The following is a 22,370-nucleotide window of genomic DNA, read 5'->3' on the forward strand; positions in this document are numbered from 1 at the left end:
ACGGGAGATTAAAATTTTGCAGGAGTGCAAATAGGACGGAAGGATTATTTGAATGGGCTCATTACGAACTACTGTGTTAACAACATCAATAAGAGTAATATTTACAGGGTATTACAACGCTATTACCACAAAGCACCCTTCAGGTGGCAACTGCGCGAGGATGATAAAGATGGTTTTTGCAAATATGCAAATCCGCTGTTACTGACAATCTTCTTTCCGGATATTATACTTTTTGATCTTTCGATAAATGGTGGCCATGTTCATGCCGGCCTCCCTGGCTGCGGATTCGATGTTCCCCTTGTTTTTCCGGAGCAGCCCCTTCAGGTATTCCATCTCAAAGCGCGAAAGCGCCTTTGAATAATCGCTCTCGTCAACCACCGACATTGAGCCGTCTTCCTGTTGCACAGGGTGGACCTCGATAAACTGGGAAAGGCAGTTCAGGGAGATATAATCTCCGGACTCCAGGGCCATCGACGCCTCGATAACGTTCTTCAACTGCCTGATATTGCCCGGCCAGGGGTAATTCAGCACCGCTTCAAGGGCGTCCGGGTCCAACCCTTTGATCCGGATGCCGAATTTCTTGTTCTGCTGGGTTATGAAATGCGATGCCAGGAGCGATATGTCGGCGGTCCGCTCCCGCAGCGGCGGCAGGTGCAGATTGACGACATTGAGCCGGTAATAGAGATCCTCGCGGAAGGAACCGTCCTTGACGCTCCCCTTGAGATCGGCATTGGTGGCCGAGATGATCCTCACATCGACCTTGACCGTCTTCGTGTCGCCGATGCGGTGGAACTCCTGCTCCTGCAGGAATCTGAGCAGGGTCTTCTGCACATTCATCGGCAGGTTCCCGACCTCGTCCAGGAACAGCGTGCCGCCGTCAGCCGCTTCCAGAAGCCCTTGCCGGTCGCTGTTGGCGCCGGTAAACGCCCCTTTCTTCGAACCGAACAGTTCCGATTCGAGCAGCGTCTCTGGAAGCGCGCCGCAGTTGATGGCAAGGAACTTCTTGTCCTTGCGGAGGGAGTTGTAATGGATTGCCTGGGCGACCAGCTCTTTGCCGGTGCCGGATTCTCCGGTGATCAGCACCGAAGTGTCCCTGATGGCGATCTTCTCAACCTTGTCGAGAACCTCCTTCAGGGCGGCCGAAGCGCCGATGATATTGTCAAACCTGAACTTGCCCACCAGCTCTTCGCGCAGTTCCCGGTTTTCCGCCAGCAATTGGGTGTGTTTCAGGGCATTTTTGACCCGGTAGAGCAGTTCCTCAGGCTCGAACGGCTTGGTCAGCATATCGTAGGCGCCTTTGCGCAGGGCCTGTATCGACATCTCGACCGTAGCATAGGCAGTAATCATGATCACCGGGATGCCGGGCTCTTTCTGCTTGATCTTCTGCAAGACCTCAAGCCCGTCCATGCCCGGCATCTTTATATCTGAGACCACCAGATCCCAGTCACCCGGTTTAAAATCCTCCACTGCCTCGAAAGAACGGACATATGCCTTTACCTCATAGCCGCTGTCCGCAAGAACAGCCTCCATCATCCGGCACAGCCCCTCTTCGTTGTCAATAAGCATGATTCGTTTTTTGTCCGCCATTGCCCTCGACCCGTCCTGTATACAATTTCCCAGAACTTACCCAACTTGAAGGAATTATTCCATAAAAAAATGAAAACCCCGGTAGTGGCCGCCGGGGTTTCAATATCAGCACTGTTCTGTTGCTTACAAAAACCGCTCCTGTTCCACCGGCAGCCGGATGGTGACGGTGGTCCCTTCACCCACCGCACTCCGGATCTTCACGGTCCCGTGATGCATCTCAATGATCTGTTTGGTTATGGCCAGCCCCAACCCCGTCCCCTTCTCCTTGGTGGTAAAGAAAGGCTCGAATATCTTTTCCAGATATTCCGCCGCAATGCCGGCGCCGGTGTCGGCAAAGGCGATCTCCACAAAACCGTCATCGCTGAGATGCGTGCTGACAACGAGTTGCCCCCCCTTAGGCATGGCCGCTCCGGCATTGAGAATCAGGTTTATCGCCACCTGCCTCAGCTGGTCGCCATCGACCTCGATCTCCGGGATCCCCTCACCCAACTCCTTTGCCACGGTAACATGGTGCATATCGGTGTGGTTGGCGGCAAAAGTCACAATCTGTTCCAGAAGCCCGTTGATATCGGTCATCTCCATATCGGGCTTGGGAGTGCGGGCGTACGAGAGCAGATCCTGGACGATCTTTTTACACCTCTTGCTCTCTCTCTTGATCTCGTGGATATATTTATAACCCGGATCTTCCGGGGGCATCTTACCTTCCAGATAGCTCGCATACCCCAGAATAACCCCGAGCGGGTTGTTGATCTCGTGCGCAACACCGGAAGAAAGGACACCGAGCGATGCCATCTTCCCCTGCTGCGCCAGGGTCGCTTCCATCTCCTTGTTGTTGCGAATCATCTCAGTCATCCGGTTGAACGCGGAAGCCAGTTCCCCGAGTTCGTCACCACTCTCGACCGCCATCCGCTCATCGAGCCGCCCCCGCTTGACCTTCCTGATGACCTCGATCATATGGTTGATCGGATCGGTCAGGACCTTTGCGGCGAGCGTCACCATCCCTGCCGCCAGCCCCCCCATAACCAGCACCAGCGGGATAAGGGCACCGAGGATCGTCCCTTTGATCTTGTTGGCATCGCGATAAAACTCGTCCTCGTACGACCCCACCGCAACGATCCAGTCCCAGGGCTCGAAATACTCGTATCGCACGATCTTCATCCGCGGCGCCTTGTCCCCCTTGTTCTTCCAGGGGTAACGGATCCAGCCGCTCTTCTTGGTGCACATCTCGCGAATAAAGTAGGAACCGCTCAGGTCGCGGGCATCATAGATGTTCAGACCTTCGCTGTCCGGATGAATGGTCAGCGTACCCTTTCGGTTCATGCAGAAGATATAGCCGGTATCGCCGACCTTCTTGCTCTTCAGTCTACTCCTCAACTCTTCGAAGGCGCTTTTTTCAAACGCGGCATCCTCATAAGTCTCGTCGGCATAGCTACCGGCAGCAATGATCCAGTCCCACTCGCGAAAATAGCGGTAAGCCACTACCTTTATTCTCGGGTGCTGATCGCCGATAGTCGCGTTCCGCCAGGGGTAGGTTATGTAAAGGATCTCGCCGGGCTTCGATTTTTTGGCCGATTCGCAGATTTCACGGATAAAATACCGGCCGTTCTCGTCTTTTTCGTTAAAGACGTTCTCCCCTTCGCGTGCGATGTGGACCATCAGGTCCCCTTTGGTATTCATCGCATAGATGTAACCGGTGGCGCCGACATTCACCTTTTTGAGCGCCTTGCGCGCCTCCTCCTTGGCAGTAGCGAGATCGATGCTCCCCTTTCGTGCCTGGTCGTTTTGGCTCTCCACCAGGTTGTATGAGAGATTGGCCAGGGTGGCGAGTTCGAGGTTGATGGTCCTCTGCTTGTCCTTCTTGTAGACCTGGAACTGCTGGTGGTGGGCGTTGAGCAGGTCGGTACTGAATGACGCCATATGCTGCAGGTCATCCTTGCTGGTTTTGGTGATCCCCTGGTAAGCCTGGCGCGATGCGATCAGCCCGACGAGACTGCCGACCACGAATATCGGAATAACCACCTGCGGCATGACGACAATCAGCATCTTCCAGCGCAGCTTCAGGTTGTCCATGAATTTGAAAAGGTATCGGTGCATGATTGGCGGATTATCCTGTATACGGATTCGGTTGACAAGAGCTAATTTCCGGGTTGCGGGGTGAATATAATTGTCTTGCCTGTGCAGAAAGAGTTTGGATGAAAACCTGCCGCCGCTTCTGCGAGTTGTAATGATGATTTCCGTACCAGCAAAACCATTGACACAATATGCGTAACAGTGTAATAAATTCCCATTAATTTGAGATGGTTAGCTGCTAAATATTGCTATGCATTTCCAGGCTGTTTGACTGGATAACGGGGGGAAAATGGTTTCACGCGGGTGGGACCATTCAAGTTAGGACAAGGCCGCTTGGGTCAGCTTCGAGCTGACGGAGCGGCTTTTTTGTTAATGCAGCCGTGGAATTGTTCTTCATGTTGAAACTTTTCAAATTACGTTACGAGTTGGCCACAAAGGAAATTTTATGCCAGAGACAAAAGAAGTCACCGATGTGCTTGGGTTGGCACCATACGGAGAAGCCTTAAATACCTTGGCTAAAGGGATGTTGGAAGGTGCAGGAGCTTTCTTAAGTCGAATATGTTTGCCGGCTTCTGAGGAATTTGGCTTGCTACTTAAGGACAAGGTAAGCAACTGGCGAAAACAAAATGCCGTGAATATCACGTTGATGGCTAAAGAAATAACTGATGCGAAGGATTACGGTGAGAATATTCATGCTCATCCTCGTTTGGTTATGAAAATTATGGATGAAGGCTCCTGGTCAGATTCAATTGAGATACAGAAAATGTGGGCTGGTTTACTGGCTTCATCATGCACTATGACTGGTAAGGATGAATCAAATTTACTGTTCATAAATATCCTATCCAAACTCACAAGCGCTGAGGCTAAGTTGATTAATTATTTTGCTGACAAATGTGAGAAGAAACTATCTCAGTGTGGGCTGATACAATCAGAGTGGTTTAGTCCTAGCTTAGAAGAATTATACCAGGTGTCAGATTTGGAAAACCATGAACAATTAGACGTAGTGTTGGATCATCTTAGATCTATTGAACTACTTTGGCAGAACTCTGGCTTTCAATCAGATGCACAGGATTTGGTTGCACATATCGGAGTTTCAGCTTTGGCTTTAAATCTATTTGCAAGATGTAACGGCTGGAATGGGTCGGTGAATGATTTTTATAAATTGCAGAAAGAGGCTGTAGAGGCTGAAGGCCAACAAGCGTCGACAGCGGTCTCCGCTAACGCTCCGCCGCTGGTGCCTTGAGACGTTAGCGAGATGAGGAACGAATGACAATAGATGAAGTAAGCAAGCTAGTGCAAATGGCCTTTTATGGAGTTACTGCCACTGTAGCCGTCATCGGCTTAAATGCATGGCGCGCACAAATGATCGGGAAACAAACATATGAGGTTGCTAAGAGCGTAGTCGCTGGTGCCTATAGAGTCCGTGATTCGATAAAACGCTGCCAAAGTGCGTTTATGTCGGCAAATGAGTGGGCTGAAAGAACACCCGTACCGGGAGAATCAGATCAACAACGTCATGCAGATGAGAGCTATTTTGCCTACGTCAGAAGATTTAACAAAGTAATCGAGGCCATTGAGGCTTGGTATCCGGCAATAGTTGAGGCTGAAGCGATATTTGGGGCTGAAGCAAAACATAAGGCAGAGGCATTAACAGCCGTTGCATCCAAGCTCAATGCAGCTATTACTGTTTATCACAAACTCATGTACAGAGGTAAGGTCACTGCTCAGCATGACCAATACTTCAATATCATCTACGGAATAAATGAATTTAACATGCCTGATCTTCAACAAGATGGAGAGCCCCCCAATGATAACAACTTTCAGAGAGAATTTGATGCAGCGGTAAAAGACATCGAAATTTATTTCATGCTCCATATGAATCAAAAGGCCATTGAAGTATAGATGCTAACCAGGGTTACGACCCGCCGAAAAGATAGGCGGGTCAAACCCAGGCCCGTTGGGCAATTAAGGGAGGATTTGTGAGATTCCGAATAATTAGAGTTATCCCCCTTGTCATCTTTTTCTCTCTGATTTTGTATAAGCCCTGCATGAGTGAAATCATAAATGGTACGACAAATATCTATTCTGCCCCCAACGGAAGTGTTATTTTCACGATCCAAGACAGACAGATGGTCAACGTTATTGAAAAAAAGGGGGATTGGCAAAAAATATCATGGGTTGTCGAGCAGCCATTGGCTGCTGTGGACGGTGTCAAGATCAAACCAAATCAATCTCTATTTGACTTCGGAGGCAACAAGTACGGAATGACGGTCTCGTCTGTCCAGGTACAGAAGCCGAAGAAAACCAAACAAGGGACACTTCAAGGCGAAGTAACCGGCTTTGCCAAAACCGAGAACATAAAACGCATCAAACTAATAATCGCTCCAGGAATCACGCCAAAGCTTGGTTTCCATTTGATCCCTAAGTTTGTGAACCGCTCGAAAAAGACCTACTCCATAGCGAAAGCGTGGAATGCTCCACCATTTCCCGCCGACTTAATGTTGGAAAAGGAGAAGGAGTGGCTCGTTTTTCATATAGGTAACCTGCAGGAAGGGGGACTTGATTTCAAGCTACTGAAGGACGGAACAGTCAGTGACTGGTACTGCATCAAAGAGAAATGCGTTTCTGAAATTAAGATCGAAGGTACAGACAAAGTCACAGTCAAGCTGGGCGGCAAGTCATACGATTTTATTAACGTCGAAGGCTTCAAAAGTACGGACAAGCCTGAAGACTATAATGAACCATAAGATTCGCCCAACAAGGCGGCGGCAGACGGGCTTCGCTGACGCTACGCCACTGGGTCAAAGCCATGCCCGTCATGTGACAAGACAAATTTATGAAGGAATAAACTAAATGGCGAAAATTCTCATCATATACTCAACCACTGACGGGCAAACGAGAAAGATATGCGACAGGCTGCGAGAAGTTATAGAGCAGCAGTCACATAGAGCCACAGTTATTTCCATTCAGGATGAAGCCCAGGTTGACTTAGCATCCTTTGATAAAGTTGTCATTGGAGCCAGTATCCGATACGGAAAACACAGCCCGCGTATTATTGAGTTCATCGAGAAGAACAGAAACCTATTGGAAAACAAACCCAACGCATTTTTTTCAGTCAATGTCGTTGCTAGAAAACCAGAGAAGAGTAAACCAGAAAAAAATCCCTATCTTCAGAAATTTCTCAAACGAATATCCTGGAAACCCCGCATGCTGGCCGTTTTTGCAGGGAAAATTGATTTTCCCAGCTACAGGTTTTTTGACCGTTTGATGATCCGGCTGATCATGTGGATAACCAAGGGGCCAACGGACCCAAAGGCCATAGTGGAGTTCACTGATTGGGAACAGGTTGACTCATTCGGGCGAGCTGTCAGCGCAATGTAAGGAACGAGATCACATAACCAGGCCTTACGACGCCAAGGAGACATCAGGACAGTCATGCGTATGGACAACGTCGGAGTAAATTAGTCATTCATTAATTGGGAGTGCCCCTAATTTCCCCCAACCGGTTCCAACTGTTGAAGGCAGAGAGAAGATTATGAATGTCGAAAAGGACAGGCGGTATTTTAAAGAAAAGGCCTCCTCCTATTTGTAAGATATCCCGACATACCTGTCGGTATTCTTTACGGTGGCATCTTTCGGACAGTGTGGAGAAATCTGCATGGAGGTGCCGACCGGGGAACCGGATGGGAGCCTTAGTATATAAAAAAGGCGGCGGGGATTACCCCAGCCGCCTTTTTTGATGCAAGCGTGTTGACGATTACTTCCGGAATTTCCTTCGTGCCAGACCGAGACCGGCAAGGCCAGCGCCCAGAAGAATGATTGTTGACGGCTCCGGAACCGGGGCGGAAGTACTATTGGAACCTATATTGAAGCCATGCCAGAATTCATTCGGCCTGATATCGAATGACAGACTCGTATATGCCCCATCCAGTTGCAGGATGCCATTGTACTCCCGACCGGTGAATATATTGCCGTTAACGGTATAGCCTGTGTAACCCCAATAATTGGGGCCATAAGATATAACATCAATGGTCCCCTGGCTGTTTGTGAAGGCGTAACTAACAGGGAGTCCGCCTTGGCCCACGCTGACCAGTGCAATATATGGGTCTACAATAGCTTTGGAAAATGTAAGAGTTACTGAACCGGTTCCCCATTCCTGCACCATGTCAAACGGTTTCAACCCTGCATAGGTTCCGGAAGGAGATATGCCCCCGGTTGACCCGTTATTGTAATAATAATCGCCCTGTACATAAGCCCCGGCCATACCTGCCAGCGATACATTGATAATGTCTGAGCCAATTGTCAAAGTTCCCGTACCGGTACTGCCATTCCAGTCTATCCAGGATGTTGCAAAAGCGGTGGACGAGATAAGCAGTGCAGCACTGCTGGCGGCGATTATGCGAGCTATTTTCTTAAACATTGATTGTCCCCCTCATTTATAAAAGCTTCGTCTTGCAGGTATTGCAAACACAGTGCCTAATTTTATCTACTTGAAATTGTTGAACTATTTGATTTTGAGCTGGCTAATATTTAGCGGCTTGGAAAAAAATCCGACAGGGGGGGGAAATTAGTGGAAAGTGGTCCGCTATGAAAACATGTATCGGCTCTGCTACATCCGGGGTCCCGAAGGAATTCTCATCGGGCTCGCCCAACAGCTCGGGCAGCAGGCTTCCCGAGAGAATCCCATAAGAAAAACTAAAAAATGAGGAGCCCCCCATATTTCTGAAGCAATCCCCAGAGACGACAGGAGAGGCAAAGGGCAGGCGTCCCTCTGTTAAGCGCTCATTACGCGTGTGTCGTTCTCTCCTCCATTCCGCACAGTATCCGCTGTCCGACCCAAGCGCAGCTTTTACCTGTTGCGGCCAGCTTCCTCGACTGTATCAGCGAGGTTACGTGCAGCATGATAAAGAGCGGCACAAGGAATGCCGGAATCAGGACTAGGGGAAGCCGCGCCATCGGGAATGTGGTGATCGTCTCCGATATCCCGATACCGAGGTACGCACTGAGCGCCCCAAGACTGACCGCGGTCACGAGGTCTAGTATCCCCAGCAGGTTCCATGCACGGTATGCTTTGCTTTTCACGAAGTCGGGCCGGTCTCTGAGCGCGCGTATGACCCATGCCGCAGTAATGCCGATGGCCATGTCTCCAAGACCGGCAGGCCAAGCAAACAGGCCCGGCAGCACCCCGTAGGCATAAAGGGCAATGAACCCAAGACCACCGAACCTCCATGCCTGGATGCCGGCAGCGAACTGAAGGTCCGTCGACAATACTAGCTCACGGAACTGAGCCACGGACCGGTACGCGGCGAGGAACACTATTATCGGTGCCACAACCGCTATAAGCAGTGGTATGGGTGGGATGCCAGGTTCGCGTGCAAACGTCTCGTTTGCGCCGAGGATCAGGACAATCGCGAGCCATGCGAGGAGCATGACCCAGAGAACTGGCTTTGTCTTATTGCTATCTTCTATGATATTGTCTGACATGGCACGTATCTCCTTCTGTCTCTATTTTAGCACCATGAAGGCAATTGCTGAAACCTCCATCTTAGCCGGTGACGTTTGAAGTTTGGGTCCGACCGTGACGCAGTGAAATAACGAAACCGGTTTCAGCTGCAAAATCAGCACGTTGACAATTATAAAATAGCACTTTCTTTTTGTCAGTGGACCACCAAAACCCCTATTGCATGCATGCTGACCATCTGTATAATAACGTCCCGGAGGCATCTGCCATGATCGACATCGAGAATAGCGCCGGTCTCTACCAAGATCCGCTGCAGGACGGGAGAAAGAGATGACGAGAACCGTCTTCATCACCTTATTACTCTTCTACACTACAGCCCTCACTGCCCATGCCGTGCAGCTTACCCTGGCAGAGGCCCTGGTCAAGAGGGCTGCAGCAAGCCGGACTCTGAAGATAGCGGATTACGATCTGCAGATAGCCGGTGACAACGTGCAGGCCAACCGTAGCGGCTACCTCCCGCGCGTGGACCTCCAGGCGGGGTACACCGCCCAGCAGGCCCCCCAGGCGGTCAAGACGCCGTTCGGTTCGTTCGAGTCCCAAGAAGCGGACTACGGTTTCCTGAACCTCGGCATCACCCAGATCCTGTACGACTTCGGCCGAACCGGCGCCCGCTACGACAAGGCCCGCGCAAACCTCGAAGTGACCCGCTTCGCCTACAACAACCAGGAACAGAACGTCTTCCTCCAGACCGTGACCTCATATTTCCGTATTCTGCAGGTACAGAAACTCCTCAAGGTCGCCGATGAAGAGGTTGCGCAGATGACCGACCACCTGCGGACCGTGCAGAACCTGTACGAGCAGGGAGCGGTAACCCGCAACAACCTGCTCCAGGCGGAAGTGCAACTCGCGAGCAGCAAGCAGCATCGCCTGGAAATCACGAATCGACTGGAAAACGGCTGGCTCGACCTTAACGATCAGATCGGCGAGCCGCCGGAATCCCGCACAGTGCTGGTCGAAGATACGCGGATCGAGCTGGCCGACCTCGACAAACCGGCGCCAACGGCGATTGCCATGCGGCCGGAGATCCGGGCGCAACGCAAACTCCTCGACGCCGCTGAACTTGAGATCAGGGAGATGCGCACCGGCTTTTATCCCGAACTCTTCACCAAGCTGGGGCTCGATTATGTGCAAAACAACAGGATAAAGGAACAAACCATCATGTCGGCCACCGTTGGACTGAGGGTCAATCTTTTTGACGGCCAGGCGACCACGGCCCGCTACCGCCAGGCGATCAAAAGCCGGATGCAGATCGAGGAGCGGCTCCGCCGGATGGAATCAGATCTTGCCCTGGAATACCGGACCGCGGTCAACGACACCAGGGTTGCGCAAGAACGGATAACCGTCACCGAAGCCTCCATAAGGCAGGGCGAAGAAAACCTCCGCATCAACAAGGACCGCTACCTGGAGCAGGTCGGAACCGCCACAGACGTCATTGACGCCCAGACCCTCCTGACCCGGATCAGGACCGAACATTTCCAGGCGCTGTATGATTACCAGGTGGCCCTGGCAAGGGTGAAACGGGCGCGCGGCGAGCTATAACCCTTATGGTAGGTTTCTGCCTCAAATCCCAAGCTTCTTATTGACTATACATTCCGTAAAGTGCAAACTTCTGTATTTCCCGACGTAAAGCACTCACAAGGAGGAATAAAGAGTGAAATACATGATCACGGCTGCTGCCGTATCCCTTATGCTGACAGGCAATGCAGACGCCCAGGAAAACCAGCTGAAACTGTCCCTTAAAGAGGCAGTCAAGTTTGCCGTCGAAAAAAACCTCGATGTCAAGGCGGAACTGTATAACCCGGCACAGGCAGAGGCCGATATCCGGAAAAACCGGGCGATATACGAAACCCATCTGACGCTGGACACAAGCTATGAGGACTCGACCACCTATCCGGCAAGCACCGTTGCCTCGGGAAGCGTTTCATCCTACGAACAACAGCAGTTCAGGCTGTCTCCGGGGATCTACCGGCTCGTTCCCACCGGCGGAACAGTGGGGCTTACCTTTGACAACCTCTATACCAGCAGTAATTCCCAGTCATCGTTCGCACTTAAGGATTACTGGCAATCGGACCTGACGCTCACATTCAACCAGCCGTTGCTGAAGAACTTCGGCAGGGACAGCACGGAGCTGAACATCCGGGTTGCGGAACTAAGCAAAGACGCCTCAGTAAAGCGTTTCAAAACAAAGCTGCTGAACGTGGTTGCCCAGGTGAGAACCGAATACTACCAGCTGCACAGCCTCAGAGAAGATCTGGTCTCAAAGAAGACATCTCTGGAACTGGCGCAACGGATTCTGAAAGAAACGGAAGCCCGCGTGAAGGCAGGGGTTCTTCCGGCCATGGAGATTCTGAATGCCCAGTACGGGGTATCATCCCGGGAAAAAGATCTCATCGATGCCGAAAAAGCGGTGCGGGATGAGGAGGACATCTTGAGGGTGCTCCTCCAACTAGACGGTTCCGCGGATATCGTCCCTACAGATCTGCCGAGCCGGGGGGAATATGCGATAACCGAGGAAGATGCGATCAAAAAGGCGATTTCGGGACGTCCCGAACTGGATGACCTGAAGAGCCAGCTTGTATCGAGCGAGATCCAGACCAAGGTAGCAAGGGATCGGACCCTGCCTGATCTCTCGCTTGCCTCAAGCGTTGCGGTCACCGGTCTCGGGCAGACCTACGGACGCGACCTGGAACGGACCGGTTCGGCGCAGTACCCGGTCTGGAGCGTGGGTCTCAAACTCGATTACCCTCTGGGAAATCAGGCGGCACAAAACGACTATCTCAAGAACCGGCTTAAGACCGAACAGTTGCGCACCCAACTGGAAGCCCTCAACTCTTCCCTGACCAGCGAGGTCCGAACGGCAATCCGTGCCGTAACATCCAGTTACAAGCAGCTTGACGTTGCCGATCGGGGCAAGGCTTACGCCGAGGAGCGGCTCAATGCCTACCTGAAAAAGAGCGAGGTCGGTCTGGCCACGACCAAGGACGTGCTTGATGTCGAAAACGACCTGTCTACGGCCCGGACCAACCAGATCAAGGCCCAGGTTGCCTATACGAACGCCCTTTCGCAGTACCTGAAGTCAACCGGCGAATTGCTGGATCGGGAGGGGATTACAGTGAGCAGTGCCCAGGCAGACAATTTATATGACCGCACGAGGTAGCATCAATGCCTGAACCGCATTCCGCAGCAATATGCTCCGGCCGCAACCGTTCCAGTCTTGCCGGGAAGGTATGGCCTCTGTCAATACGGATCATTCTTGCCGCTCTGCTGGCCCTTTCGGTTTCAGCCTGCAGCGACGCCAAGAAGAAAGAGGCGCCCAAAGGCCGCCCTCCCTCCCCGGTGCTGACGGCATTTGCGGCGAAACAAAGCGTGCCGGTGCAACTTGAGGCGATCGGCAACGTGGAACCGCTTACGACCGTTTCCGTAAAGTCGATGGTAAACGGCGAGGTGACCAGGGTCCATTTCAAGGAGGGGCAGGATGTCGCCAAGGGGCAGCTGCTGTTCACCATCGACCCGCGACAGCCGGAGGCAGCGCTCAGGCAGGCGGAGGCGGCCATAGCCAGGACCAGGGCCCAGCTGGTAAAAGCGAGGACCGATGCGGACCGTTACGCAAAGCTGGTAAAAGACGGGATTGTGACCCAGGACCAGTACGAGACCTATAGGACCCAGGCCGACTCTCTCAGCGCGGACGTCTCGGCCCAGGAAGCGCTGATTCAGAACCTCAGGGTCCAGCTCTCCTACTGTACGATCCGCTCCCCGCTGCAGGGCCGGACCGGCAACCTGATGATACACGAAGGAAATGTGGTCAAGGCCAACGACTCGATCTCCCTTGTGACCATCAACCAGATGAGCCCGATTACCATCGCGTTCAATATCCCGGAAAAGGAGCTGATCCGGGTACGGCCGCAGCTGGCATCCGGCAATATGACCGTTGCGGCCCTGCCGTCAGGAGACATGGGCAAACCCGAGACCGGCAGGGTGACGTTTCTCGACAATACCGTCGATCCCGCAACCGGAACCATCAAGCTCAAGGCGACCTTCAGCAATGCCAACCGGCGGCTCTGGCCCGGCCAGTTCGCCACGGTGCGGATGACGCTCGCCACCCTTGCCAATGCGACCGTAGTACCGACGCAGGCCATGCAGACCGGGCAGCAGGGACAATACGTCTTCGTGGTCAAGGCCGACAATACCGCCGAACTCCGGCCGGTGAAGGCAGGTCCGGCCCATAACGGCGTGACCGTGGTCGAACAGGGGATAAATCCCGGGGAGCAGGTGGTCATAGACGGCCAGATGCGCCTGATACCAGGGGCACAGGTCACGGTTCGCAAGCAGGGTGAAAAACCCGGGCAAAGCCCGCCCGCACCAGCAACAGCGCAAAGCCGGCAACCGGCACATTAATCATGAACATTTCCGACATCTTCATTAAACGTCCGGTAATGACCAGCCTGATAATGCTGGCGGTCATGATTTTCGGTATCTTTGCCTACCGCCTGCTGCCGGTAAATGACCTGCCGAATATCGACTATCCCACCATCCAGGTGCGTTCCGACCTCCCCGGCGCCAACCCCGACACCATGGCGTCCGCGGTTGCCACCCCTCTGGAGCGCCAGTTTTCGACCATTGCCGGCCTCGATTCCATGAGTTCCACCAATGGCCAGGGGATTTCGATCATTGTCCTGAAGTTTACCCTTGAGAAGAACATCGACGCGGCGGCGCAGGATGTCCAGGCCGCCATTTCCAAGGCTGCCCGGCAGCTTCCCCAGGACATGCCGAGCCCGCCGTCGTACCAGAAGGTCAACCCGGCCGACCAGCCGGTGCTCTATCTCGCCCTCAGTTCCCCCACCATGCCGCTTTCGGAAATCAATGAGTTTGCCGACACCATCATTGCCCCCCGCATCTCCATGATCAACGGCGTGGCACAGGTCATGGTATACGGCTCGCAGAAATATGCCGTACGGGTGAACCTCGATCCCAAGGCGCTGGCCAGCCGGAAGATCGGCCTGGATGAAGTTTCCGCTGCCCTGGAAAAATGGAACGTGAACATCCCGACCGGCGATCTTCAGGGGAACCGGCAGGCGTTTACCATCATGGCCTCGGGCCAGCTCTACAATGCCGAGGCGTACAAGCCGCTGATCGTTGCCTACCGGGGCGGTTCTCCGGTCAGGCTCCGGGACATAGCCACAGTTGTCGACAGCGTCGAAAACGACAAGGTCGCAGCCTGGTACAACACCAAAGGGAAATCGACGCGCGCGATCGTGCTTGCGGTCCAGCGTCAGCCCGGCACCAACACGATCGAGGTCGTGGACAGCATCAAGCGGCAGATTCCCGGATTCCGGAGCCAGTTGCCCGGCACGGTCGATCTGAACATCCTGTTCGACCGTACCATATCGATCCGCGAGTCAGTGGCCGATGTCAAATTCACCCTGCTGCTCACCATCGGCCTGGTCATCATGGTGATCTTCCTGTTCCTGCGCAACATCTCGGCAACCGTTATCCCGAGCCTTGCCCTCCCCCTTTCCATCATCGGCACCTTTGCGGCCATGTACGGCTTCGGCTTCTCGGTCAACAACATCACCCTGATGGCCCTGACCCTGTCGGTCGGTTTCGTTGTCGACGACGCCATTGTCATGCTTGAGAACATCGTGCGGCACATGGAACATGGCGAAACACCGCTGGAAGCCGCATACAAGGGGTCAAAAGAGATCGGCTTCACCATCCTCTCCATGACCATATCTCTGATCGCGGTCTTCATCCCGGTCCTGTTCATGGCCGGAATGCTCGGCAGGATGCTGCACGAATTCGCGGTCACCATCACCATTGCCATCCTGATCTCCGGGGTCGTGTCGCTTACGCTGACGCCGATGCTCTGCAGCAGGTTCCTTAAACCGCCTGCGGAAGAGCGTCACGGCAGGCTTTACAACTTCATGGAGCGGTTCTTTGACGGCATGCTCCACCTCTATGAACGAACCCTCAGCCGCGTGCTGAAGTTCCGTCGTCTGACTGTGGTAATAACCCTGCTGATGGCCGTGGCGACTGTCTGGCTGTTTACGAAGATACCGATGGGGCTGCTCCCTTCCGACGATATCGGGGCGATTTTCGCCACCACCGAAGGCGCCCAGGGGATCTCGTTCGAAGAGTTGAAGCGCCAGCAGCAGAAGCTGGTGGACATAGTACTGCAGGAACCGAACGTCGAAGCGTTCATGTCATCGGTCGGCGCCACCGGCAGCAGGGTCGGCGGTAACAGCGGTTTCCTGTTCATGAAGCTGAAACCCAGAGATGAGCGCAAGCTCAATGCCGACCAGATCATTCAAAAGCTCAGGCCCAAGGTGATGGGGGTGCCGGGCATCATGATGTTCATGCGGAACCCGCCACTGATCCAGCTTGACACGACCCAGAGCAAGGCGCTCTACCAGTTTGTCCTGCAGAGTCCGGAGACATCCGAGCTGTATAAGGCTGCCACCGAGTTCGAGATGAAGCTCCGCGGCCTAGCGATGCTGCAGGACGTTACCTCGGACCTGCAGATGAAGAACCCGCAGGTAAATCTGCAAATCGACCGAAACCGTGCCGCCAGCCTGGGGATCACCGCCGACCAGATCGAAAACACCCTCTATTCGGCCTATGGTTCACGGCAGACGACCACGATCTACTCACCGTCCAACCAGTACAAGGTGATCATGGAGCTGGAGCCGGAGTACCAGATGGACCCCACTGCGCTCGGCATGCTGTACATCCGCTCCTCTGCAGGCCAGCTCGTGCCGCTGTCGACGGTGGTTTCCCTGGAAAAGGGGCTCGGGCCGCTTTCGGTCAACCATTTGGGCCAGATCACCTCGGTAACGATCTCCTTCAACCTCAAACCCGGCACACCACTGGGGGATGCCGTTTCCGCCATAGAAAAAGAGGCAAAGGGTCTGCCGGCCGCAATCACCACCGGATTCCAGGGAACCGCCCAGGTTTACCAGGCTTCCACCAAAGGGCTGGCGCTGCTGCTGCTACTGGCAATTGTCGTCATCTATATCGTGCTCGGCATCCTTTACGAAAGCTACATCCACCCGGTGACGATCCTTTCCGGCCTGCCGTCCGCCGGACTCGGCGCGGTCATAACCCTGATGATCTTCGGCAAGGATCTCAACCTGTACTCTTTCGTCGGAATCATCATGCTGGTCGGTATCGTCAAGAAGAACGCCATCATGATGATCGACTTTGCCCTGGAAGCGGAACGCGGCCAGGGGCTGACCCCGATGGACGCCATCTACCAGGGGGCTCTGGTCCGTTTCCGTCCGATCATGATGACTACCATGGCCGCACTCATGGGTACCCTGCCGATCGCACTGGGATTCGGCGCCGGCGCCGAGTCGAGACGGCCGCTGGGGCTTGCGGTCGTCGGCGGTCTGCTCCTCTCGCAGCTTCTCACCCTGTACATCACGCCGGTTGTGTACTATTACTTTGACCGGCTGCAAAAGTCCGCCAAAAAGATGTTGCGGCCATGACCGGCATTATCTCACCTTGCCGATGCGACATTTCGCGCTAGAATTTTCTCAGTAGATCTATTTTCCGAATCAACGACAGGGGGTCTGCTCTTGCGTACGATCAATATCATTCTTGGAATGGCGCTGCTGATAGGGGGTTGTGCGTTTGAAGTCGACAATGCCGTGAATATGGACTTGGCCCCTGGCGAATCAACCCAGATCAAGTGGGTCAGTCAGAACCGGGGAGCTCCCTCCGGAGATGCGCAACTGCTCGCGGCAAAGGTGTTGCAAAGCGGCGGAACTTCACAGAAATCCGGAGGGCTGTTTGCCTGGTTGATGTCCGAAGATCCACCGTTTGCCATCGTTGCCGTGGACGAGAAGAAGTCGGACAAAGATGAGAATACGGTGAGGACCTTGTACAGCTTCGAGGAAGAAACCGTCATTGCGGTCAGTTATCCGGAATTCATCGAACAAACCGAAGAGGAAAAGGACAAACGGGAACAATACGCCCGCGAAGTCGCCATACAGGCAAAAGAGAAGAGGCTGCCGCTCATGCCGCTCCTGTATGAAGGGAAATACGCCTATTCCCCCCGTTACGACGGCAGTTGCACAGTAGTGGTCACGGAAAAGAATGCCAAGTACAAAGTCACCGGCACGTTCACTATCGACGTTTGCCGGGACGGGAACTGATGATCTCCAGCATTTCATCATGGACCAGCCGGTTGCTGGCAACAATCCTGTGGTCGTATACCGAGTACGCGTCACCCGAATAGTTTGTGACCCGCCCTCCGGCCTCTTGAACAAGCAGTTTTCCGGCTGCCACATCCCACGGTTTCAGCTTGCACTCCCAGAAACCGTCGAGCCGGCCGGCGGCGACATAAGCAAGATCCAGCGCTGCCGCGCCGAATCGCCTCACACCTTGCGTCGCCATGGTGAACCGGGCGTACAGCTCCAGGTTGTTCTCGTTATCCCAGGTCCGGTCATACGGAAATCCGGACGCTAGGATGCTGCTCTTCAACTCCGTTATTGCCGACACCGCCAGCCTGTTTCCGTTCAGAAACGCCCCTTCCCCCCTTATTGCCGTGAACATCTCGTCCATACAGGGGTGATAAAGGGCAGCAACGCTAATCTCGCCATCGATCTCCAGTCCGATGGACACGCAGAACCATGGCAGCCGGTGGGCAAAGTTCGTCGTTCCGTCAAGCGGGTCCACTATCCAGGCCGCATTGCCCCGGCGGGCACCATAGTCGTTTTCCTCGGCCAGGATATCGCTGCCAGGGAAGGCAGCGCGCAGCATCTTCACTATCAATGATTCGCTTTCCCGGTCCACCTCGGTCACCAGATCGATCGCACCTTTGTGCGAGACCTTGAAATCGCCCCCCAGGCGCTTCAGCTGGAGTTTGCCGGCCGCTCTCGCCGCCTGTTCCGCAACCATGAGATACTCATTCATCTCTCTGCTCCGATGTATTAATCGCCACCTGCGATGCAAAAACGGCAGCCTGCCTACAAACTATACACTGCTGCCGTATATTTACCAACGAGTGGATAATCCGGTGTTATGGAAGGGATAGCGGGAAGCGAAGGATAAAGCAGGTACCGATACCTTGGCGGCTTTCAACAGCGATGCTCCCGCCCATGGCAGTAACGATCTCCCTGGTCACGAACAGACCCAGCCCGGTCCCTTCGCCCGCCTTCTTGGTAGTATAAAAGGGCTCGAAGATGTTTTCCAGCTCCTGCGGCGGAATTCCGTGACCGGTATCGGACACCCGGATTTCGCAGATGTCGTCACCGGATCTGGCGCTGGTAATGGTAATGGCTCCGCCCCCTTCCATTGCATGAAGGGCGTTCATCACGAGATTTATGAATATCTGTTTCAGGCGGCCGGCATCAAGCGACAGGATCGGGATGCCGTGGTCAAGGCGTTGCGATATCTGCACCGATCGTTTCTGGATTTCATAGACTAGGAGTTGCAGCACGTCCCTGATAACGAGGTTTATATCTGCTTCGCACCCCTCACCGCTGTCCAGCCGGCCAAAGGTGAGGATGCTGCGGCTGATTTGCGATAACCGCTGCGCTTCAGTACCGATACGCTCAAGCAGTTCAAATACGTGCTCCGGAAGCCTTTCCTCGCGCATGATCAACTGGGTGGCCGCAGCAATTACCGACAACGGGGTGTTAAGCTCATGAATTACCCCCACGGCAAGCTGACCGAGTTCAGCCATCTTCTCGTTGTAAGCCAGCTGATTAAGAAAACGGCTGTCAATGGCCGTGTCTTTCTCTATGATATTTTTAATCAGCTTCGGTTCCATTTGGCCTCTGGACATCTGCAGCAAATGCCATCAAGGATTGATTCGTAGAAATATCCAGGAAATTAGTAACATAAGCCGTGCCCGTACCTGGATAACAAAAGCAGATCCGACCCAAAACGCAGAAACAGCTCCACTATAAAAAACTATACCATCAAGTGAGACGCACAAGCCGTGCCATCAAACTAACCCCTTAAATTCATGCATTATTTCGGCCAGCACAAACATTCCGAGCCGCATCACCGCTTATTTTTTCATCATCAAAAACATGGATTATGCACAAAAAAAAGGCCGCCAGAGGGGCGGCCTTTTTCAGGCAAGGCAAAGCGCCTTTAGTTGTATGCGCTTTCCGAATGCTGTGTCTGATCGAGCCCCATGATCTCATCCTCTTTCTCAACCCTGAGACCGATGGTCTTTTCGAGTATGAACGAAATGACCAGGGTAACGATGAACGCATAGGCGCCGGCTGCCGCAACGGCAATCAGCTGGATGATGAACTGCTTGACATTGCCGGAGGTGAGGCCGGTTGCCCCGACGGTGGCAAAGACACCGGTCAGCAGGGCGCCGGTAGTGCCGCCGATACCATGCACGCCAAAGGCGTCAAGGGAGTCGTCGTACTTCAGCTTTGCTTTCATGAGCACACCACCATAGCAGACCACTCCGGCAACGAGACCGAGGATGATGGCAGCGCCAGGCTGAACAAAACCGGCTGCCGGTGTAATGACGACCAGACCGGCAACTACACCGGAACCGAAACCGAGGGCAGAAGGCTTGCCGGAATGAACCCATTCGGCGATCATCCATGACAACCCGCCGGCAGCCGGTGCGATGGTCGTGGTGGCAAAGGCGAGACCGGCAAGGCCACCGGCAGCATCCGAACAGTTGACGCCAACAATCGCACTACCGGCGTTAAAGCCGAACCAGCCGAACCAGAGCATGCCGACACCGAGCATGGTAAGAGGAAGGCTGTGGGGAGCCATCCGCTCAGTCGGAAACCCGTGCCGCTTGCCGAGGAAGATCAAGGCGGCCAGAGCCGAGATACCTGAAGAGAGATGAACAACGGTACCGCCGGCAAAGTCAAGAGCGCCCTTCTTGAAGAGCCAGCCGTCGGTCATCCAGACCCAGTGTGCCAGCGGGTCATAGACCAGGGTGGTCCAGAGCAGAACAAAAACACAGTAAGCCGAGAACTTGATCCGCTCTGCCAAAGCACCTGAGATAAGGGCCACAGTGATCATGGCAAACATGCACTGATACATGGCAAAGACATACTCAGGTATGGAGCCCGGTTCAGTGGTCACGTTCTGAAACAAGGCAAAGACCGGATTGCCATCCTTGAATGTAATCAGACCGTTCAGCAGCGCTTTGCTGGAATTGCCGATCAGCCCCATGAAGGCATCCGGGCCAAAGGAGAGGGAGTAGCCGATGATCGCCCACTGCACCCCTACGATCCCCATGGCGACAAAAGAGTGCATGATGGTTGAGAGCACGTTCTTCTGGCGGACCATGCCGCCGTAAAAGAAGGCCAGGCCAGGTATCATGAAGAGGACCAGGGCAGAGGAAATCAGCATCCATGCGGTGTCGCCCGTATTAAGCACCGGATCGACATTTTTCGGTTTGGGAGCCTCTGCCGGTGCCGCGGGAGCAACTGCGGGGGTTGCAACCGCGCTCTTGGCGGAAGAAATCGTTGCCTGAGCCGATGCTGCCGGTGTTTTTGCCTCTTCGGCGAAAAGAGCAATCGGGGCAGTGAGCAGGCTGATGGCCAGGAACAGCCAGAGAATCGATAGTTTTGCTTTCATGGGTAAACCTCCAATCATTTCTTGAATCCTTGATCCGTCAGATCGCTTCCAGACCTTTTTCACCTGTCCTGATCCTCACCGCGTCGTCCAGCGGAAGGATGAATATCTTGCCGTCTCCGATACGTCCGGTTTTGGCTGCCCGCTCGATCGTCTCCACTACCTTTGCCACCTGCTCGTCGGCAACTGCAATTTCCACTTTCACCTTCGGGATGAAATCAACCACATATTCGGCGCCGCGATAAAGTTCCGTGTGGCCTTTCTGTCTGCCGAAACCTTTGACCTCGCAGACCGTAATACCTTCGACACCGATCTCGTTCAGGGCGTCCTTAACTTCGTCCAGCTTGAATGGTTTGATTATCGCTTCGATCAGTTTCATTTTCGTACCCCTTTCATCCCTTATCCCAGCTTGTTGAAAAAATGGGGGGGGAGTGAGCCCCCCCAAGCCCCATGAAGGAGGTTTCAGGGGAAATTGATGTCCAGCTGAGTTGTGAAAGTGTTGTTTCCGGCCAGAGCCTTCTGCGTGTAAATGTCATAGGCAAAAATTACGGATACGTTCTTGGAAAAGGCCCAAGAGAAGCCGACGTTCAGAGCTCCGTCCACGTTGTTGCCACCCATATAGTCCACTGCAAGCCAAAGCTTGTCGGATATCTCGCTCATGGTCCTGTCCCAAGAGAGGAGGACACCGTCGTTAGCACCTTTAGTTGGATTGTTTGCATCAACAAGAGCCCGCTCGCTGCCATGGTAGTAACCGGCTGAAATTCTGCCCAGTGAAGGAACCGGACCTATTGCCGGAAGGGTAGTGGCAGCAAGGCCGTATAATATATTCTGCCCGGAGACAACCCAAGGAGCGTTACCCTTGTCCTGGGAGAACCCAAGGTTATAGCCACCAATGGCCAGAGCCGGCGAATGTTTAAACAGAGATTCTTCAGGAGTGCCTAGCTTGAAGTTGCCGCTAAAAGGATGGTTGTCATTCGGATCATTGGCAATTGCTAAGTAGTCAACTCCGACTTCCATCTGAATCTTCTCATACGGAAGCACACCAGCGGTCAAACCTATGTCCATGACATTGGCATCCCTGGTGGATGCTGATGATGGGGGAGATTTGGGCACACCGGAGGCGCGGAAATAGTTGTCGATTCCCAAGTGTAGGGTCTTAAATGCCTGCACATCCGTTGATGGAATCCATATCTGGGTGGAAGGTGTTGCCAGTGCCGCTCCGGCTGCCGAGAGCGTTATTGTTGCTGCCATTACAACCGTTGAAATCGTCTTTTTCATGTCCAATCTCCTTTGATGTCTATTGATTTCCGTCATGCAATCACAATTTGAATCAATTACCTGGCTACCCCCTTTCAATCATATCCCAAAAAAAATGGCGCCTCTCACTTGGAGTGAGATGGCGCCATTGCCGTGTATTCTTGTCGCACTACCTTGTGCGGTCAGATATTTGTCTTCACATTAGCACAGGGTGTGCCATAAAGCATCGTTACTGTTTTTTACTGCTTAATCAGATAGTTGCATCACAGAATAACTAATAGTAGAGGAGAAGCCCTGCTTGAATATGGTGCCGGCAGCGCAAATTGCCTATTTATTTTGCATCAATCAAAATAGAAAAATTTAATAAATGAAT

The 22,370-nt window shown here is 53.5% G+C and carries 18 protein-coding genes and 1 pseudogene; 10 read left to right on the plus strand and 9 right to left on the minus strand.

From position 1 onward, the window contains the following. Positions 1-198: 198 nt before the first annotated feature. Both OR1_RS01845 and OR1_RS01850 read right to left on the minus strand, forming a co-directional pair. Complete coding sequence (locus OR1_RS01845; protein ID WP_041969609.1) at positions 199-1,587, minus strand: sigma-54 dependent transcriptional regulator; 1,389 nt, start codon at positions 1,585-1,587, stop codon at positions 199-201. Positions 1,588-1,710: 123 nt separating this feature from the next. Continuing rightward, positions 1,711-3,681 carry a cache domain-containing protein gene (locus OR1_RS01850; protein ID WP_041969610.1) on the minus strand — a complete coding sequence of 657 codons (1,971 nt, stop codon included), beginning with the start codon at positions 3,679-3,681 and terminating at the stop codon, positions 1,711-1,713. A 421-nt stretch (positions 3,682-4,102) separates the two neighbouring features. On the opposite strand from OR1_RS01850, the gene OR1_RS01855 reads away from it, so the two are divergent. From OR1_RS01855 to hemG, 4 genes are all read left to right on the plus strand, one after another. Next, on the plus strand, positions 4,103-4,900 hold the full coding sequence (locus OR1_RS01855; RefSeq protein ID WP_052440195.1) for an Abi-alpha family protein: 798 nt from the start codon (positions 4,103-4,105) through the stop codon (positions 4,898-4,900). Positions 4,901-4,923: 23 nt separating this feature from the next. Continuing rightward, positions 4,924-5,559 carry a hypothetical protein gene (locus OR1_RS01860; RefSeq protein ID WP_041969612.1) on the plus strand — a complete coding sequence of 212 codons (636 nt, stop codon included), beginning with the start codon at positions 4,924-4,926 and terminating at the stop codon, positions 5,557-5,559. A gap of 146 nt (positions 5,560-5,705) precedes the next feature. Continuing rightward, positions 5,706-6,404, plus strand: a complete 699-nt coding sequence (locus tag OR1_RS01865; RefSeq protein WP_152609776.1) for a hypothetical protein — start codon at positions 5,706-5,708, stop codon at positions 6,402-6,404. Between the two features lie 106 nt (positions 6,405-6,510). Next, complete coding sequence (hemG, locus tag OR1_RS01870; protein ID WP_041969615.1) at positions 6,511-7,038, plus strand: menaquinone-dependent protoporphyrinogen IX dehydrogenase; 528 nt, start codon at positions 6,511-6,513, stop codon at positions 7,036-7,038. Between the two features lie 376 nt (positions 7,039-7,414). Here the strand turns inward: hemG and OR1_RS01875 are convergent, their stop codons facing one another. Continuing rightward, positions 7,415-8,077 (minus strand): PEP-CTERM sorting domain-containing protein, encoded by a 663-nt coding sequence (locus OR1_RS01875; protein WP_041969616.1) that lies wholly within the window; start codon positions 8,075-8,077, stop codon positions 7,415-7,417. Positions 8,078-8,231: 154 nt separating this feature from the next. Between OR1_RS01875 and OR1_RS23150 the strand changes: the two are divergent. After that, positions 8,232-8,363, plus strand: a pseudogene (locus OR1_RS23150) (VOC family protein); the annotation flags it as partial. A 79-nt stretch (positions 8,364-8,442) separates the two neighbouring features. On the opposite strand, the gene OR1_RS01880 reads toward OR1_RS23150, so the two are convergent. After that, positions 8,443-9,141 (minus strand): hypothetical protein, encoded by a 699-nt coding sequence (locus tag OR1_RS01880; protein WP_193377081.1) that lies wholly within the window; start codon positions 9,139-9,141, stop codon positions 8,443-8,445. 307 nt (positions 9,142-9,448) lie between these two features. Between OR1_RS01880 and OR1_RS01885 the strand changes: the two genes are divergently transcribed. The 5 genes from OR1_RS01885 (at position 9,449) to OR1_RS01905 (ending at position 17,331) form a co-directional block, all read left to right on the plus strand. Continuing rightward, the gene (locus tag OR1_RS01885; protein ID WP_041969617.1) at positions 9,449-10,717 is read left to right on the plus strand and encodes a TolC family protein; all 1,269 of its coding nucleotides are present in this window, start codon (positions 9,449-9,451) and stop codon (positions 10,715-10,717) included. 121 nt (positions 10,718-10,838) lie between these two features. After that, the gene (locus tag OR1_RS01890; RefSeq protein ID WP_152609794.1) at positions 10,839-12,335 is read left to right on the plus strand and encodes a TolC family protein; all 1,497 of its coding nucleotides are present in this window, start codon (positions 10,839-10,841) and stop codon (positions 12,333-12,335) included. A 5-nt stretch (positions 12,336-12,340) separates the two neighbouring features. After that, a complete protein-coding gene (locus tag OR1_RS01895; protein ID WP_082002761.1) occupies positions 12,341-13,573 on the plus strand; it encodes an efflux RND transporter periplasmic adaptor subunit in 1,233 nt (410 codons plus the stop codon). Between the two features lie 2 nt (positions 13,574-13,575). Then, positions 13,576-16,662: an efflux RND transporter permease subunit gene (locus OR1_RS01900; protein ID WP_041969620.1), complete on the plus strand. Its 3,087-nt coding sequence runs from the start codon at positions 13,576-13,578 to the stop codon at positions 16,660-16,662. Positions 16,663-16,752: 90 nt separating this feature from the next. Then, entirely contained in the window at positions 16,753-17,331 is a 579-nt protein-coding gene (locus OR1_RS01905) for a hypothetical protein (RefSeq protein WP_041969622.1), read from the plus strand. Here OR1_RS01905 and OR1_RS01910 read toward each other — a convergent pair. The 5 genes from OR1_RS01910 to OR1_RS01930 all read right to left on the minus strand — a co-directional run bounded on the left by OR1_RS01910 (position 17,303) and on the right by OR1_RS01930 (position 22,018). Beyond that, positions 17,303-18,091, minus strand: coding sequence for an inositol monophosphatase family protein (locus OR1_RS01910; RefSeq protein ID WP_041969624.1), 789 nt, complete (start codon positions 18,089-18,091; stop codon positions 17,303-17,305). The genes OR1_RS01905 and OR1_RS01910 overlap by 29 nt on opposite strands. 106 nt (positions 18,092-18,197) lie before the next feature. Next, positions 18,198-18,950, minus strand: a complete 753-nt coding sequence (locus OR1_RS01915) for a sensor histidine kinase (protein ID WP_041969626.1) — start codon at positions 18,948-18,950, stop codon at positions 18,198-18,200. Positions 18,951-19,279: 329 nt separating this feature from the next. After that, entirely contained in the window at positions 19,280-20,743 is a 1,464-nt protein-coding gene (locus OR1_RS01920) for an ammonium transporter (protein WP_041969627.1), read from the minus strand. A gap of 37 nt (positions 20,744-20,780) precedes the next feature. Further along, complete coding sequence (locus OR1_RS01925; protein ID WP_041969628.1) at positions 20,781-21,119, minus strand: P-II family nitrogen regulator; 339 nt, start codon at positions 21,117-21,119, stop codon at positions 20,781-20,783. Between the two features lie 83 nt (positions 21,120-21,202). Continuing rightward, entirely contained in the window at positions 21,203-22,018 is an 816-nt protein-coding gene (locus OR1_RS01930) for a hypothetical protein (RefSeq protein WP_041969630.1), read from the minus strand. Between the last annotated feature and the right edge of the window lie 352 nt (positions 22,019-22,370).

The organism is Geobacter sp. OR-1, assembly GCF_000813145.1.
Classification (GTDB): domain Bacteria; phylum Desulfobacterota; class Desulfuromonadia; order Geobacterales; family DSM-12255; genus Geoanaerobacter.